The organism is Novipirellula galeiformis, from assembly GCF_007860095.1.
Classification (GTDB): Bacteria; Planctomycetota; Planctomycetia; order Pirellulales; family Pirellulaceae; genus Novipirellula; species Novipirellula galeiformis.
Window position 1 is genome coordinate 1,390,957 of sequence record NZ_SJPT01000001.1, and the last position, 16,898, is coordinate 1,407,854.

The following is a 16,898-nucleotide window of genomic DNA, read 5'->3' on the forward strand; positions in this document are numbered from 1 at the left end:
GGAAAAAGGAAGGGAGGCGTCGCGTGTAATCGGGGCGTGATCGTGATCGTAATCGTGATTAAGGGGGCACGCTTGGCAATTAGTCTAGTCAATCGACCTCTCCCAAAACGAATTTCGAAGCAAGAATATGCTCGGTTTGTTCGACTCCCTCGTTTTCCTGGGCGGAACTCGTTGGCATCCTAGACTCGACGCCGTCGTGGAGAGGTTCGTTGTCGGTTGATTCGTTTTTGGTTGATTCGTTTTCGGTTGATTTGTTGTTAGCGGGGCACCGATCGCAAATATTGGGCGTAATCGTTGTTGAATTCCTCCGCCAATTTCAGCAGCTGGGCGCGATCGATGAACCCATTGATGTACGCGATTTCTTCCGGGCAGGCAATTTTCAACCCTTGCCGTTTCTCCACCGCGGCCACGAAGTTACACGCGTCCAACAAGGAGTCCTTGGTGCCCGTATCAAGCCAGGCGAATCCGCGGGAGAATAGTTCCACGGTCAACTCGCCTCGTTCCATATAAAGGCGGTTAACATCGGTGATTTCCAATTCGCCACGCGCGGAGGGTTTAAGGTTTGCCGCGATTTCAATGATCGAATTGTCATAGAAATACAATCCGGGGATGGCGTAATTAGATTTGGCTTTGGAGGGTTTCTCCTCGATCGAAATCACCGTTCCCTGGGCATCAAATTCGACCACGCCATATCGCTCGGGGTCGGTCACTTGATAACCAAACACCGTGGCACCTTGTTGCTTTTGTGCTGCGGTTGCCAACGTTTTTCGAAATCCTTGCCCGTAGAAAATGTTGTCTCCCAACACCAGGGCGACGCGATCCTTGCCTATGAATTCGGCTCCGATGATGAATGCCTGGGCCAGCCCTTCGGGATTGGGTTGCTCGGCGTACTTCAGTTCGATGCCCCACTGAGATCCGTCGCCGAGCAATCGCTCAAACGCTGGCAAGTCTTGAGGAGTCGAAATCAGCAGGATCTCACGGATTCCAGCCAGCATCAGCGTGGACAGCGGATAGTAGACCATCGGCTTGTCGTAGATCGGAATCAATTGTTTGCTGACCGCCCGAGTCGCGGGATGTAGCCGAGTGCCCGATCCGCCTGCAAGAATAATACCCTTCATCATGGAGGTCCCCAATGTGTTGCGTCTAGGAGCGAGGTGATTCGAGGCGGTCGCAAAGCGACGTGTGGGCTGGGGTGATTTCCCCCGAAACACGCCCTGTTTACGCGGATTAGCTCGTCGTCGGGGCAGGCGTCCATGATTTCAATGCGTGTTCGATGGCTTCTTCAATGGGCGTTAAATGGATTCCTGTTGCGAGCAACTTGCTGCTGTCCATCACGCAATTCGATCGTGGTGTTTTGGCGGCGAATTGCATGAATTGACTTTCGTCGTCAAAGAACTTGAATTCTTTCTCGGGCAACAGATGGGCTTGGATCATCGCGACCACTTGTCGCGTTGTGATTTTGCCTGGGTTGGTGATGTTGTAAATGCCGGTGTCGACGCGTTGGGTCCAGGTTTCTAAGCAGGCTTGTACGAATTCGTTTAACTGCGAGACAGAATTGGTTGCTTCGAGCAGGGTATTGTAACGCATCAATTTGGTCAGGTAGTTGCGCGGCGTCTCTTCGTGGTTAAAAGGGATGCGCAAACGCCAAACATAGCAGTTCTCAGCACCCGCAAGCACTTCTTCGCCAAGCGCCTTGGTCCCCGAGTAAAAGCTGCAATTGTTGGTGCGAAACGAAAAATTGGGAGGGTCGGTTTCACGGAAGCCGCTGCCGTCTTCGCGAGCACCTGTATAGATGCAACCGGATGAAACGTGTCCCCACGTCAGAGATTCGGACTCGCATGCTTCACGCACCACACCTGGCAACACCGCGTTGCCCATCAAGCAATCGGCCTTGTGCAATTCACAGGCATCGACGTTGGGTTTGCCCGTGTAACCGGCGGCATTGATCAGGAACTCCGGTTTGGTTTCCCGGATCAATCGGATCAGCGAATCGCGATGGCTGTAGTCAACTTCCCGTCGTGAAATACCACGATATTCAATCCCTTGCCGGTCGAACATCTTTGTGAATTCGCTACCGATATAGCCGCTGCTACCGAGGATGATAATCATGGCAATCTCAGGTTAGTCGTTCAAATTCAAATTGCCGCAAGAATCAATGGATCGGTGATGGCAAGGGACGGTCTGCGTCGGACGTCGTTAGTTGCTTTTGCCGATCGCAAAAATTTCAAAACCAATTTTCCTCAACGCTTGGCGATCGAGAATGTTGCGTCCGTCGTAGATGAACGCGGGTTTCTGCATCGTTTGGTAAATGCGTTCAAAGTCGAGTGTGCGGAACTCATCCCACTCGGTCAGCAGTGCGATGGCGTGTGAATGGATCGCGGCATCGTAGGCGTTATCGACAACGGTGACATTCGATTCGACGAGTTCGCGGTCGAGGTCGGAAATCGTTCCCGATAAATCGCTTAAGGCTGACAGCAGTTCGGAGACGATGGTTTCCTTCTCGACTTTGGGGTCATAGATCACCAAGCGAGCACGTTCACGAAGTAAATCGCGGCAAACGTAGATCGCAGCACTTTCACGTGTGTCGTTGGTGTCCTTTTTGAACGCAAATCCCAAGATGGCAATTTTTTTGTCACTGACCGTGTTAAACATCGTGCGACAAATCCGCTCGGCAAAACGACGTTTTTGGTAGTCGTTCATGATTACGACCTGTTCCCAATAGTCAGCCACTTCGCGAAGCCCAAAGTGCTCGCATAGGTAGACGAGGTTCAAGATGTCTTTTTGGAAACAACTGCCTCCGAAACCGACCGATGCCTTTAGGAACTTAGGGCCAATTCTCGAGTCGGTTCCAATCGCTTTGGAGACTTCGTCGACATCGGCTTCGGTTGCCTCGCACAGCGCAGAAATCGCATTGATGCTCGAGACTCGCTGAGCCAAGAAGGCGTTCGCAGTCAGCTTGGAAAGTTCGCTGCTCCATAGATTCGTGCTCAGGATTTTTTCTCGTGGAACCCATTGGGCATAGACCTCCGCTAACGTTTGGACCGCCTTGGGAGATTCGCCTCCAATCAAAACACGATCGGGATCGAGCAGATCGTCGATCGCAGTCCCTTCGGCAAGGAATTCGGGGTTACTTAAAACGTCAAACGTCGCTCCATTATCAGCGGAGGAGAGGATGCGTTTGATTGCTTCGGCGGTACGCACCGGCAAGGTCGATTTTTCGACAACAATTTTATGACCCTCGGAAACCTTCGCTATTTGCCGCGCACATTTTTCGATGAACTCCAGGTTTGCGGCGCGACCCGCTCCAATTCCAAAATGCTTCGTCGGTGTGTTGACCGCAATGAAGATGATATCCGCTTCCGCAATCGCTTCGTCAACGTTTGTCGAAAACGTCAAGTTGCGGCCGCGAGCTTCCCGGACAACCTCATCGAGGCCGGGCTCGTAAATCGGCAATGTGTCGGAGTTCCATGCCGCAATACGTTGCGGGTTCAGATCGACGACGTGAACCGCGATTTCCGGGCACTGTTTGGCAATCATCGCCATCGTGGGGCCGCCGACGTAGCCAGCTCCAATGCAACAGATCTTCATGAAATTTCGGGGGGGACGTGTGGAGTATATGAAAGGTGGACTGAGAGAAGGGCTAGGCTTTGAGGGGCGGGCACAGCGCACATCGAATGACCCTAGCCTGATTGATCATGAATGTAACGCAATTGGTAAACTCGACCGAGTTACTTTTGTCTTAGGGGATGAACCCGTCCCCAGATGGTGGTTAATGGCCTCCAAGGGAATGCAGGCCGCTTGTTCGTATCCTGCATTAGCGGCGATCGGCATCGCGTTTGGAGATCATTTTGGAACGATCATACTCGACCATTTGTTTTGCCAGGTCCGGAAGCGTGAGCGTCGCTTTCCAATTCAATTGCCGCCACGCTTTCGCTGGATCTCCAATCAACCGCTGGACTTCCGACGGTCGCATAAACGCTTTGTCTTGACGAACATAGCGGCGCCAATCGAGGTTCACCGCATCAAACGAAGCTGCCAAGAAGTCTTCGACCGTATTACGAGTGCCGGTTGCCAAAATGAAGTCGTCCGCGGTGTCTTGCTGTAACATCGACCACATCCCCTGGACATAGTCGGGGGCGTAGCCCCAGTCACGCACGGTATCGAGGGAGCCAAGCACCAATTCGTCCTGCATTCCCAGGGAGATGGCCGCCGCTGCACGGGTGATTTTTCGAGTCACAAACGATTCACCACGACGCGGGGATTCGTGGTTGTAGCAAATCGCATTGCAGGCGAACAAATCAAACGATTCGCGGTACAGGGTTACCATTTGGGTTGCAAATGTTTTCGCGACGCCATACGGCGTCACTGGACGCATGGGCGTCATTTCGTTCTGGGGGCTCTCGATCGGCCGTCCAAAAATTTCACTGCTGCTGATGTGCAATAACCGGGGACGCTTTTCCAGATCGCGGAGGATTTCGAGAAGCTTCAGGGTCCCCATGGCAGTAAATTGGCACGTCGTTTCGGGAATGTCGAAACTGGCACCGACATGACTTTGCCCGGCTAGATGATAAACCTCATCGGGACGGGTGCGAACCAAAATGCGCCGGATTGTGGTCGTGTCATCGAGATCCGCGTAATGCAAGAACAAACGATGATTGTAGATCGATGGATCATGAAAAAGATGGTCAAGCCGCGTCCGCTGCGTGATGCTGCTGCGACGCACCAAGCCATGGACGGTGTAGCCCTTTTGGAGTAACCATTCGGTCAAATAGGAGCCGTCTTGGCCGGTGATCCCTGTGATTAACGCCGACTTCATCCGATCAGCTCCAATTGACAATCCTCAAGTTTGACGCTGACTCCTTGTTCCATGAAACGAACACAGACCAACAATCGCGTTTCTTGTTCACGCCGGAGAATGGTGCCTTCATAGCCGGCAAAGGAACCACTTCTAACACGAACATTCTGACCGGGCTCCAAACGACTTTCGATCGTCATCGGAACCCCTAGATGGATCAGGTTATAGATTTGTTTTAGATCCGCAACAAACTCATCCACCTCGGTGATGTCTGCTGCCTTCTGAATGCAACCGCTACAGATCGCTTGATAACGCGACTCGTCATTCTCACCACAAACAAACACGTAATTGCTGAACAGCGGAACGTAGCTCGTTCGCATGCGGCCGGCGGGGGACCGTTTACGCTGTGGAATCAGCGGCCCGTAATGCCAAATCTCATGTTTCCGCAAATGACGCATCAATTGCTTCTCTTGCCGTGATTTGGTGTACATCAACCACCACTTGTGAGCGAGAATCACCGATTGGTTTAGCAAGTCCTCGGGAAAGCAATCGGGTTCTTGGGGCAGGATGGGCATCGGCGATTTGCAGATAAATGAGTCGTCGGGGATATCCGAATGCTCGACTCAAGCAACCAAATAGAAGTGAGGCGAAACAGGACGAGACAGCCGACCAAGATGATATAACTTGTCGGGATCAACAACCGCAACTCGGCAAGCTCCGCAGCGCTTTATCACTGTTGATGCTAGCCATGACTGTTGTGAGGAAAGAACGGACTGGGGGTTACTCGTTTCCCTCGCATTCCGTTGCGGTCACTTTGAACTCAATACCGTTGCATCGGTCCGCCCTTTTGGGGTTGAACCCAATGGCCCTTGCAACTGTTCGGACTTCGGCCAAAAGAAGGCTCCTGGATCGGCTTTGCGAGGGTTTTCCAACGATTCAATGATATGGTCAATTTGAGGGACGAGTTCGTTCAAATGCTCGATGAACTGAGAGATTTCTGTATATATCTGCGGTGACTTGGCGGGAGCAACAATCTCCAATCGCCCGATCACCAACTCACGACCGTCTTTGGTACAGCGAGTGAATAGGGGGACACACATCGTCAGCTGCAAGGCTTTATCAGGCAAACGCACGCTGTGCCAAGAGGCGTGATAGCTCTCATGCAACCAGGCTAGATTTAGGTTGATTTTGATGCTTGCCAGTTCATGGGATCGTGCGAGCTCTACCAAAGGTTCCCAAACCGTTTCCCAACAACCTGATCCCTGAAGTGCATGGATTCGATGCTGCTTCTGCGTGTCGCATTGGGTTGGGGAGGCCGAAAATGAACGGCAAAAATGTAAGGTTCGAATGGCTAGTAGCTTTGATTCTGCGTGGCCGAACGAGCGTGTCAAAATGAGGATGCTGAGGACAAGCAATGCCCCGGCGATAGCGAGCCAAGGCAGCGAGTAGTAGGTGGAGACAAACGAAAGGGTCGTCGTAATCAAACACATACTTGCAACCACCGCAAGCATCCCGAGGCTGCCGTATTTGGCCTGCAACAGATGGTGTAAGTGGGCTCGATCGGTAGCGTAGAGACTGCGACCGGTGAGCCATCGACGCAAAATCGCTGCGGAGGAATCAAACAGCGGGAGGGCCAGGATTGCAACGGGAGCCGACGCCAATACGGTCGATTCCTTGGTGTTGCTCCAGATCGATAGGACTCCCACAAAGAACCCAATCATCATGCTGCCGGCATCGCCAAGGTAGATTGTCGCCGGAGGCCGATTGAAAACCAGGAATCCCAGTAGCGCGCTGGATAATACGAAGCAAAGCGTCCCCGTTAAGTTGACGCCTGAGCGACTGCTTAATAATCCCAGCCCCGCGCAAACAATACAGCCCACCGTAGTTGCCATGCCGTCGGCACCGTCGATCAGATTCAAGGCGTTGATGGCAATCAGCAACCAAAGCATCGTGATCGGGAACGCGAAATTTCCAAGCTCGAGGTGGAAACCAATCACATTGATTTGCTTGATGATCGTTCCGCTTCCCACCACACTGGCAACGATCAAACATTGGAACAGTAATTTGAGTCGCCCCCGCAATGGCCAGCGATCATCAATCAAACCGACCAACAACACCGCAGCTGCGGCGAGGAAGAGCACGTACCATTTTGAGCTAAAGTGGCCAAGCGAAAAATGATTGAAATGGCGATCGATGAGAACCGTCGTACCCAAGCCAATTAACAGCGCAGCGAATACCGCCACGCCTCCGCCCAGGGCAACCGGCGTTTGGTGCAGTTTTCGTTCACTGTCCGGCTTGTCGGTTAACCCGGCGTGGATTGCGATCGCTCGGATCAGAGGGACGAGGATCAGCGCGCTAGCTGCGGAAACCGTGAGGCCGCTTAGCAGCAACCAGTTCATAAGGTTCGCCTGAGAGTTGTAAGTCTAGATGGGGGGGCTCTTCGTGCTCGGCAATCTTCGTCGTCAATTTAGCTGACCGCTAGAGCTGGGGGGCAGCTTGTGGGACCCGCATTTGCAACTGATGTAGGCAGGACTCGTCGTCGGCTATCGTCATGTTGGGGGGCGAAAAGGCAATGCAATCAAAATCAATTTCCGCCCATTATAAAACTAAATGGGCACCAAGATGGGGGTGATATGCGAAAAAAGGCCGAATTCGTTGAAAGGAGAACGGCACCGTCGTCAAAGTTTCACCACTAGAGCTGTGTTTGACGGTTTCGATCGTTTTACTCCATACGATCGAAATAGTCGCCCCAATGCGTGTTTTCGAAACTTTTGGTTAATCCCTCACAGCCGTCACGGCGATACATACCATTGAGCGGGTGTTCTTTCTAGCACAACCCGCACCAATTGTCGGACTAGAACACGGAATGCCTTTGCTGCCAAAAGGGGGGCCAAATGGCGATTCGTTCAAAATTTTTGCCGCAATCACGAATCAGCGTCCAGAGTGGCGTCGCGGCCGGGAAGATCATGTTGAATCAAAAATCTTCTGTATCGAAATCTTCTGTATCCAAAGCGTTCACCCGTTTTGGCATGAGTCAGGGGGAGGTGGCATGTCGTTTGAGCAATCGAGCACGGAGGCTGAATCATCTCACTCGCGCTGCTCTGTTAACAGGGCTTTCGGTTGTCGTGCTCAGCGCAGGCGGATGTACGATGATCAGTGGCGCGACGCACGCCTTGAAGAATCATGACGGCGTCAATGAATTTATGATTGGCCACCGTAATAAAACGATGGCAGCGAAGGCGTGGCATTGCCAGAAGGAAAACTTCGGTAATCCATCGAACGCTTTCAAGGATGGTTTCATCCAGGGATATCTGGATATCTGCGACGGAGGGCATGGCTGTACTCCAGCGATTGCTCCTTCCCAGTATTGGGGGTGGATGTATCAGTCGTCTAACGGCCAAGTCGCCGTAAATGATTGGTTTGCTGGATTCCCAATGGGAGCCAAAGCAGCCGAGCAGGATGGAGTCGGGCATTGGAGCGGCGTTGGAACCGCGCATCGTCCCGCAGGTCCGCATCCGGCGGCGGTTTTGCCTCATCCAACCGCACCGACGTTGCTCGATCACGACGATCACGACGACCACATAACGAGTCCGTTTCTTGACGACGTGGGAAGTGATTTCGGTCGTCCGTCATCTCAATTGAGTGTCCCGGTTGATCGTGAGGACGCGCCAACGGTGCTGCTCAATGACACCAGCGGTTTCAGTGAAGTTGACGCTGCTCTGCCGATGCAGAGTGATGGTGGCTACACGTTCTCGGCATCCTCCGATGGGGTACCAGATCTTGAGCCAAGATTCAGCGGTGATACGGATGCACCCGAATCGATCGGTTTGGAAAACGATTTCAACATCGATCAGGTCTACGCAGATTACCAGCAGGAAGGTTTGGAGTCCGCGGCTGAGGCTTCGGTGAGTTCCACGCCTGCGGCGAGTTCCGCGACCGGAAAGTTGCCGTTTAGCTTCCAGTAAGCACGGCTCTGAGATTAGTTCTGGCGACGCCAAGAAGCGCCCCATTTACGCATAAGCATTGTCATTCGATAGAGAGTTCAGGGATGAACAGGAAACCTTTGCAAGCCAAAAAACGGGCGTTCCGTGTATTGCGGTCTTTCAAGACCGCTGCCGCTGCCGGCCTTTTTTGCACAGCCTTTAGCGGCTGCTCGACGCTGACGCAGCCAATTGATGGTGTGCCCGCGAACCGATTGCCGCCAGAGTTTTTTGCCGAGCCAAAAAACGATCTCGTGCCCGTAGATATCTCGTTGCTGTCACTTGAGCCGCCACGGGATTACCAGTTGTCGGGAGGCGACATTCTTGGTGTGTATATCGAAGGCGTCCTGCCTTTCAATCCACCAAACGCGCCGCCGGAACCGCCGCCGGTCAACTTCCCCGACGCGGACAGCACCCTACCGCCTTCGATTGGTTATCCGATCGCGGTCCAGGACGATGGGACATTGGCGTTGCCGCTAATCGAACCACTCCAGGTCGAGGGGTTAACGCTCGACCAGGTTCGTGAAGCAATTCGTGATGCCTATATCGATAGCGAGATTTTGCGTCCCGAAAAAGCACGTCCGATCGTTACGATCATCAAAGAGCGTACTTATGACGTGATCGTGGTTCGCGAAGATACAGCCACTCGCTCCGGAGGCGGCGACGAAATCCGAGGCCTTTCCGATCAAAGCGCGAGCGGAGGCTTGGTGAAGCTGCGGGCCTACCAGAACGATATTCTGCATGCACTTGTGGAAACAGGCGGATTGCCTGGATTGACTGCGAAGAATGAAGTCAAGATTCTTCGGGCAAATAAAGCAGATCAGAGGAAGCGGGCTCAGTTCGTACAACAGTTTTATGCTCAGCAGCAAGCGGCTAAGCTCAATCCCTGTGCACACCTTCCGGAACTGCCCGAGGATCCATCGATTCTCCGTATTCCACTGCGAGTCAAGCCAGGTGTGGTTCCCAATATTACCGATGCCGACGTACGTCTCGAGTCAGGCGATATTGTCTACATCGAATCGAGAGAAACCGAAGTGTACTACACCGGTGGCATGTTGGGTGGAGGCGAGTTCCCGCTGCCGCGTGATTACGACCTCGACGTGGTCGGCGCGATGGCACTTGCGGGCCAGGGACTGGGTGCCAGTAACAATCAACGTGGTGGCGGAGGACTCGGCGGCGGGGTTTCGAGCATCGGAGGAGTTCCGCCAGGGCTCGTCTATATTCTCCGCAAGACGCCAGGTAATGGTCAGGTCGCGATCGAGGTTGATCTAGCGAAAGCACTCAATGATCCGAGACAACGGCCCTTGATTCAGGCTGGCGACACCATCATCCTGCAATACAAGTGTGAGGAAGAACTACTGAACTTCGGCTTGGGGACCTTCTTTACATTCGGGGTTCGTGAGTTGTTCCGCAACTAGCCGCTCATTAGCAAGGTTTGACGCAAACCGCCGCACACTGAGGTTTACCTCTGTGTGCGGCGGTTTTTTTTTTTGCGAACGATTCCTGGTGCGTGCCGTGTGGGAAATCTGCCGCACTAGCACAACCTTAAATAGGTCGTAGGCCCGACTCCCTGTGCGAACCGGAGACATGGGGGACGTTTTTTGCAGTAACCATCCTCGCTCTTTTCGGGAGCGAGGATCAGCTGATAAGAGCTCGATCGAGTGTCCCAGCGAGAAGCGTTTGTCGGTTGGGCAAAGACCGACGGGAGCAATTTCCGCAGACTGTGCGAGCGAATGGGGATCTCACGCCAGACCGGCTACAGGTGACGAGAGCGTCATCGAGCTTCCGCCGAAGAACTTCGGACGGATCGCTCGCGAAAATTTCACGGATCACCCGCACAGACGTCCGCAGAGATCGACCAAAAGGTGCTGCAGATCCGCGGTGCTCACCCGGCCTGGGACGGTTCGATGTTTCGCAAGCGGATCGAAGTCATCGGTGAAAACATACGGCCTGCGCCCATCACGATCGTCTCGGTCACGGAAGCGACATGCTCGAATCCGTGACGCTGAATCGGCCAAGCAAAAGCCATGGACGCGATTCGAGCGAGAGCGTCCCAACGACCTATGGCAAGTCGACTTCCAACGCGAGTTCACGCTGAACAACGAGAGCGATTGTTACCGGCAACCCCTGATGGGCGATCACTCTCCGTTTTCACGGGGGATCCTCGCTTGCGGGAATCAGACGCGGCAAACGGTCCACGGACCTTTCGAAAAGTGTTCACGATCTTCGGATTTCCAGACGCGATTTGCCTCGACAACGGTACCCCTTGGGGCGGTAGTCACTTGGTGCGTCAGGCAAATCTTACCGCGTAGTTGATGCGTTAGGGCGTGGATGTGATTTACGGTTGTTCACCCTATCCCCCTGGACCGCGGCAAGCTCAAAGGATTTCAATCAGCACGCTGATACGAGAAGTCCTGCAAGATCGTTCACTGTGCAGGCGGACGTAAGCTCAAGAGGGATTTGATCCTTGGCGAAACGTCTACAACTTGGAGCGTCCTAGTGAGGGATTGAATATGGAAACACCGTAGCAGCGGTACCAAATCCGTGAGCGAATTGTTCCAGGAGCATCTCATCGGTTTGAGTAGGACTCAAATGGATGAAGTTTGGGATGACAGTCGCTGTCTTGGTCAAACCGCCACCCAGTTCCCCGAACAACATGTACCGGGATAAAAAGGAGGCCACCGGCCCCGAATCCCATGGCAATTTGCTAGCCACTGCCAACCGGGGGCGTCTCAACATAGCGCAACAATTCGAGAGATAAAGTGTGATTCCTCACTCTTGCCCTCGGGAGCAAAGGTGGCAATTCAATGAGGAAACGTGGGAGTTGCCGCCGATGCCGATCGATAGCCTGATTCACACACCATTCCCCCGCCGCATAAGGCTGAGCGGGTGGGAGTGGTCACGCGATCGCGTTCGATACTCGGAACCGGGATTGCATCCTTCGTTTCCGCCGTCGGCCGCCCCCAGTTTGCATGCAAGGATCTAGGTTCGCGATGCGGCGAAGGATGGCGATGGCGAGAGTGGAGGGAAGGTCGCGAAGAGGCAGCCATGCTCAGCGTTTTGCGTCTACCCGGTTTCTTCAAACGTTCACGACCGAGCTTGGCGCTGGGTTGCGAGCCGGAGTGTTTTCAGTTGGAGTCGCTGAGCCAGAGTCGAATGCAATCGGTCGGCCCGCCAAAGTGAACGCAATGTTGCAATGCGCGCACGAAAAAACCCGTCTCGGCTGGCGACAGTCCGAAACGGGTTATCCGTTTGATTATGATGATGACACAGACCCGAAGATCTGAATTCTGTTGAGTGTAGTGCAAGGTCACTTCCACGGATCCGACATTGCTAATCACTCCGAAGAGCGAACAACAAGTCGATTTCTAAGATCCTTAGAAAGGAGGTGATCCAGCCGCAGGTTCCCCTACGGCTACCTTGTTACGACTTAGTCCCAATTGTCGAGCTGACCTTCGGCACCTGCCTCCCTTGCGGGTTAGCTTGGTGACTTCGGGCCCTCCCAACTTTCGTGGCTTGACGGGCGGTGTGTACAAGGCTCAGGAACACATTCACCGTAGTATGCTGACCTACGATTACTAGCGATTCCGGCTTCATGCAGGCGAGTTGCAGCCTGCAATCCGAACTGAGGCACGGTTTTTAGGATTTGCTCCACCTCGCGGTATTGCGTCCGTTTGTCCGTACCATTGTAGGACGTGTGCAGCCCTAGACATAAAGGCCATGAGGACTTGACGTCATCCCCACCTTCCTCCGGTTTGACACCGGCAGTCTCTTTAGAGTCCCCGGCATTACCCGCTGGCAACTAAAGATAAGGGTTTCGCTCGTTAAGGGACTTAACCCGACATCTCACGACACGAGCTGACGACAGCCATGCAGCACCTGTGCAAGAGCTCCCCGAAGGGCACTCTCTACTTTCATAGGGATTCTCAAGCATGTCAAGTCTAGGATAAGGTTCTTCGCGTAGCCTCGAATTAAGCCACATCCTCCACCGCTTGTGTGAGCCCCCGTCAATTCCTTTGAGTTTCAGCCTTGCGACCATACTCCCCAGGCGGAATACTTAACGCTTTCGCTACGGCCGAGAGGATGTGGAAGTCCCCTCAACCCAGTATTCATCGTTTACGGCTAGGACTACCGGGGTATCTAATCCCGTTCGCTACCCTAGCTTTCGTTCCTCAGCGTCAGAAAAGACCCAGTGATGCGCCTTCGCCACCGGTGTTCCCTATGATATCAACGCATTTCACCGCTCCACCATAAGTTCCCATCACCCCTGTCTTCCTCGAGCCTAGTGGTTTGAAACGCAGTTCCACGGTTGGGCCGTGGGCTTTCACATCTCACCTTCTAGGCCGCCTACGAACGCTTTAAGCCCAGTGATACCGAATAACGTTTGGACGGTTCGTCTTACCGCGGCTGCTGGCACGAACTTAGCCCGTCCTTCCTCTGAAGATCGGTCAAACTAAGGGGATAACCCCCTAGCATTTCCTAGCTTCTGACAGCGGTTTACAACCCGAGGGCCTTCATCCCGCACGCGGCGTCGCTTGGTCAGGCTTTCGCCCATTGCCAAAGATTCTCGACTGCAGCCACCCGTAGGTGTCTGGGCAGTGTCTCAGTCCCAGTGAGCCGGGCCATGCTCTCACACCCGGTAGCCATCGTAGCCTTGGTGAGCCATTACCTCACCAACTAGCTAATAGCACGCGGTCCAATCCTCAAGCGGAATCTCACCTTTGATCCAAAGATATTATTCGGTATTACTAACAGTTTCCCGTTACTATCCCGAGCTCGAGGGCATGTAACCACGCCTTACTCTCCCTTTCGCCACTGTCCCCTCTCCTAGCAAGCTATTTGAGGTTCTCGTACGACTTGCATGCCTAATCCACGCCGCCAACGTTCATTCTGAGCCAGGATCAAACCCTTCAATTTTGTATTGATTCACCAGCCAGCAAGCTGACCGGGAGAAAGCAAAGTTAAACCGAAAGTTGATTCTGCTCTGAGGGCCTCGGTAAAGACCCTCAGCGATTCGCCATTGTTTCGACACCATCTTGCATCAACAGCAAGCAGTGTCGAGGAATGACCTCGCAACTGAACTCAACAGAAGTTTCATCACCAAATTGTCAATGATCGGTCGAGGCTGGAACGTTTAGTCTTCGCTGGTGAGCGAATGTTGTTGCCAACCTTGAGAGAGGGATGATTACGGATCTTCCCTTCTGGGTCAAGGCTGTACGGTCCACTTTTCAGGATTTTCATGAATTAGATCGGCAGATGATCGTAAATCGAACGCGGGATTCGACAAAAGAGGCGTGTTTTACGGGGCGAAACGCGTTCGCGTTCGTTTCGAAGAAGTTTGGGGAAAACTTTGGCTTCATGGTCCTAATCTGCTTGGACATTGCCACCTTTGGGTTGCGAGCTCGGTTTTGGCGCTGGTTTTGAACCCCGTTTTGAAGCCCCGGCGGGTTGGAAGCGGGAGGTGCACCGTCCGAAAACGGGGTGAATGGGCCCGATTGGCGATGTGGCGGCGCCGCGAAGCGGCGATTTCCCAGGAACGGTTTTCAGGAACGATCGTTGTGGAACTTCCGTCTCGGTCGGCTGCGGTACCGGAAATCGTAGGTCGGGCTAGCGCGATCGGAGGCAATGGGTCTCCACGGGCGTCGGCGGCTGGCGGATTTCTGCGACGCGGCTGCATCCGTGAATGCTTTGTTGCCCGTCCATGTGGTTGCCTCGCCTGTGGCAGTACGTCCGCAAGACCTCGTCCGTGATCGGCGGTTGTGCGATGGGGAAAATCAAACGTTGACCTCCCCCTTCGCCGGGTGATCCAGCGGTTTGGCTCGTTAGCCGTTCGAAAGCGGGATGCCCTTGAACGATCAATGCCTTTGAACCATCAGTTCCAGATCAGTCCTGGCCAGATCGATCCGGGCCAGATCGCAAAGGGAGGCCGACGGACGGGGGGCGTTCTCGACTTGGCGACGCGTCGGTGGGCTGTGCTTCCGGAGTATTTTGCATGTTGGAGCAGCGAAGTCAGCGATCACGTCCACTAGAGCAGTAAATCGAAAATTCTTGCAGCATAGTATAATGTCAAAATCCTCGGTCGCTTCTGCGGTGGGCGAGGCGGCTTGATACTCGCATCGCTGTATAACGCATTGTGACTGTTGCGTATTCGGCATTCGTCGAGTTCCCCGGTGGCGTGGGTTCGGCGTCGTCGACTTTAGGTGCGGCGCGGGGCCCACCCGGTCGCGGAGAGTGAAACGTTCGGAAAACACTGGCCGACTCGCACGGCTTCGCGAGATGAAACCCCGGTTTAGTGACAAAGCGGATCGCGTTGGGCGTTTGTCGCTAGCGGTCGTTGAGCGGAGTCTCGGGATTGCAGCGTGAAGGAAGGTTTGGCGATCCGAAGATGGGGTGGTTGTTTAGGCATTTTCATCGGACGGGATCGGGGCAAAGGCATCATTGGTCCAATATGCATGTCTAAGGATCCATGTCTAAGTGAGAGCAGCCGAGTTCCACCGCCGAAGTGGTTCATAGCGGGAGTCCGGATCGATGGTTTTAGAAAACGATCGATCCGGATGGTTGGCATGAAGGTTTCCCTGTCTTTGGTTCCGCTCTCTTTCAGTGCTCAGTTCGAGCATGGAATGGGCCGCAAACTTGAAAATAGGTCCAGCCGTGAGCCGGAGTCGGTCGGCGAACGATGTTGCCGCCGAGACCCACGCTCGACGGCATGATTGCCTAGGCTTCGCAGCTTCGCCAAAGCCCCTTGCGGTTGCGGTCTGGCGCGGAATCAGAGGAAGGTGACTTCGTTTCCAAGCGGTGTCCACGATGACGAGCGAATAAATTTCAAAGAAGTCTTCGTGAGAGCTGGGAGTGAAGTTGGGTCAGAAAGTGCCGTGTTTTACGGGGTTCTGTTTCGTCGATAGGCGAGGCTTGGCTGCTGGCGGGAGCCCGCTTTTGAAATCTTTTCGAGAATAACCCTCAAACGTCATTGACGCCGGGAGCCGGCGCCCCTATTCTTCGCCCTCACCTGTGACCAACCGGCTGACGCCAAGAACGGAACGCGACTTGCTCGCCTACCAAAGATGACGTCAACCGGCTGCTCACAAGGCAGCGTCCGTTGCACTATCGACTTACACTCGAACGCAACGCATTGATATTTGACAATCTGGTTGTTTGGTAGTTGGCATCTGAAAGAGCACTACACTCGCAAAGGGCAGTTCAGCTCAAGACTAAGTCTTGGGAGGCTCTGTTTCAAAGCGAGAGAAGTGAAAACAAGTTCTGAGAAGCGTTGCCAACGCCTAAGTTCGATTCACGCAGTTTACTGTGCGGGTCGCAATGGAAAGCGTTGGCGAGAATGTATTCTTATAGGATTCTGTGCAACGTGATTGCTGTAGTCAGTGAAGCCTTCTCTTCGGAGTGGGTGGAGTAAAGCAGCAATCACCACATGTGATATCGTTAATCATAGAAACCAACGATTTGTCGCGCTTGATTGTGGTCAAACACTTTTGAGTTCGGGATTTCGATGGCCAATCTATTAAGGGCACATGGGGGATGTCTTGGCGTTAGAAGAATGAAGGGCGTGGAAGTCTGCGAAATGCCTGGGGGAGTTGACAAACAAGCGATGATCCCGGGATACCCGATTGCTGCCTGCTGAATTCATAGGCAGGTTAGTTACAACCTGGTGAACTGAAACATCTAAGTAACCAGAGGAAGAGAAAGAAAAATCGATACCGTCAGTAGCGGCGAGCGAAATCGGTATAGCCCAAACCGTGAAGGTTTCCTTCGCGGGGTTGTAGGACTTCGATATTGGATTGTGTGTTGTTAGTGGAAGATTCTGGGAAGGATCGCCATAGCGGGTGACAGCCCCGTACACGAAAATAAGCATGCACCATAGGAGCACCTGAGTAGGTCCAGTCACGTGAAACCTGGACTGAATCCACGGGGACCATCCCGTAAGGCTAAATACTCTCTAACGACCGATAGCGTACCAGTAGCGTGAGTGAAAGGTGAGAAGAACCCCTGCTAGGGGAGGAATGTGAACCTGAAACCATGTGCCTACAAGCGGTCGGAGCACTATTTTAATGTGTGACGGCGTGCCTTTTGCATAATGATCCGGCGAGTTGTGGTAAACGGCTTGGTGAAGT

10 protein-coding genes and 2 rRNA genes are annotated in these 16,898 nt (G+C 53.5%); 4 read left to right on the plus strand and 8 right to left on the minus strand.

Annotation, left to right across the window (positions count from 1 at the left end):
* Positions 1–257: 257 nt before the first annotated feature.
* From rfbA to Pla52o_RS05170, 6 genes are all read right to left on the minus strand, one after another.
* Entirely contained in the window at positions 258–1,118 is an 861-nt protein-coding gene (gene rfbA / locus Pla52o_RS05145) for a glucose-1-phosphate thymidylyltransferase RfbA (RefSeq protein ID WP_146593571.1), read from the minus strand.
* Positions 1,119–1,227: 109 nt separating this feature from the next.
* Entirely contained in the window at positions 1,228–2,109 is an 882-nt protein-coding gene (locus Pla52o_RS05150) for a sugar nucleotide-binding protein (RefSeq protein WP_146593448.1), read from the minus strand.
* Positions 2,110–2,196: 87 nt separating this feature from the next.
* Positions 2,197–3,588 carry a UDP-glucose 6-dehydrogenase gene (locus Pla52o_RS05155; protein WP_146593449.1) on the minus strand — a complete coding sequence of 464 codons (1,392 nt, stop codon included), beginning with the start codon at positions 3,586–3,588 and terminating at the stop codon, positions 2,197–2,199.
* Positions 3,589–3,814: 226 nt separating this feature from the next.
* Positions 3,815–4,816 carry a GDP-mannose 4,6-dehydratase gene (locus Pla52o_RS05160; RefSeq protein ID WP_146593450.1) on the minus strand — a complete coding sequence of 334 codons (1,002 nt, stop codon included), beginning with the start codon at positions 4,814–4,816 and terminating at the stop codon, positions 3,815–3,817.
* Positions 4,813–5,370 carry a transcription termination/antitermination protein NusG gene (nusG, locus tag Pla52o_RS05165; RefSeq protein ID WP_146593451.1) on the minus strand — a complete coding sequence of 186 codons (558 nt, stop codon included), beginning with the start codon at positions 5,368–5,370 and terminating at the stop codon, positions 4,813–4,815. The genes Pla52o_RS05160 and nusG overlap by 4 nt, the downstream gene beginning before the upstream one ends.
* Before the next feature lie 234 nt (positions 5,371–5,604).
* Positions 5,605–7,194, minus strand: a complete 1,590-nt coding sequence (locus Pla52o_RS05170) for an MraY family glycosyltransferase (protein ID WP_146593452.1) — start codon at positions 7,192–7,194, stop codon at positions 5,605–5,607.
* 495 nt (positions 7,195–7,689) lie between these two features.
* On the opposite strand from Pla52o_RS05170, the gene Pla52o_RS05175 reads away from it, so the two are divergent.
* A complete protein-coding gene (locus tag Pla52o_RS05175; RefSeq protein WP_146593453.1) occupies positions 7,690–8,760 on the plus strand; it encodes a hypothetical protein in 1,071 nt (356 codons plus the stop codon).
* 83 nt (positions 8,761–8,843) lie between these two features.
* Positions 8,844–10,193 (plus strand): polysaccharide biosynthesis/export family protein, encoded by a 1,350-nt coding sequence (locus Pla52o_RS05180; RefSeq protein ID WP_231612089.1) that lies wholly within the window; start codon positions 8,844–8,846, stop codon positions 10,191–10,193.
* Positions 10,194–10,660: 467 nt separating this feature from the next.
* Here Pla52o_RS05180 and Pla52o_RS26645 read toward each other — a convergent pair whose 3' ends face one another.
* Positions 10,661–10,804 (minus strand): hypothetical protein, encoded by a 144-nt coding sequence (locus Pla52o_RS26645; protein ID WP_197169003.1) that lies wholly within the window; start codon positions 10,802–10,804, stop codon positions 10,661–10,663.
* Positions 10,805–12,156: 1,352 nt separating this feature from the next.
* Positions 12,157–13,692, minus strand: a 16S ribosomal RNA gene (locus tag Pla52o_RS05185).
* A 941-nt stretch (positions 13,693–14,633) separates the two neighbouring features.
* On the opposite strand from Pla52o_RS05185, the gene Pla52o_RS26650 reads away from it, so the two are divergent.
* Both Pla52o_RS26650 and Pla52o_RS05190 read left to right on the plus strand, forming a co-directional pair.
* Positions 14,634–14,804 (plus strand): hypothetical protein, encoded by a 171-nt coding sequence (locus tag Pla52o_RS26650; RefSeq protein ID WP_197169004.1) that lies wholly within the window; start codon positions 14,634–14,636, stop codon positions 14,802–14,804.
* Positions 14,805–16,278: 1,474 nt separating this feature from the next.
* Positions 16,279–16,898: ribosomal RNA gene (locus Pla52o_RS05190) — 23S ribosomal RNA — on the plus strand; the annotation flags it as partial.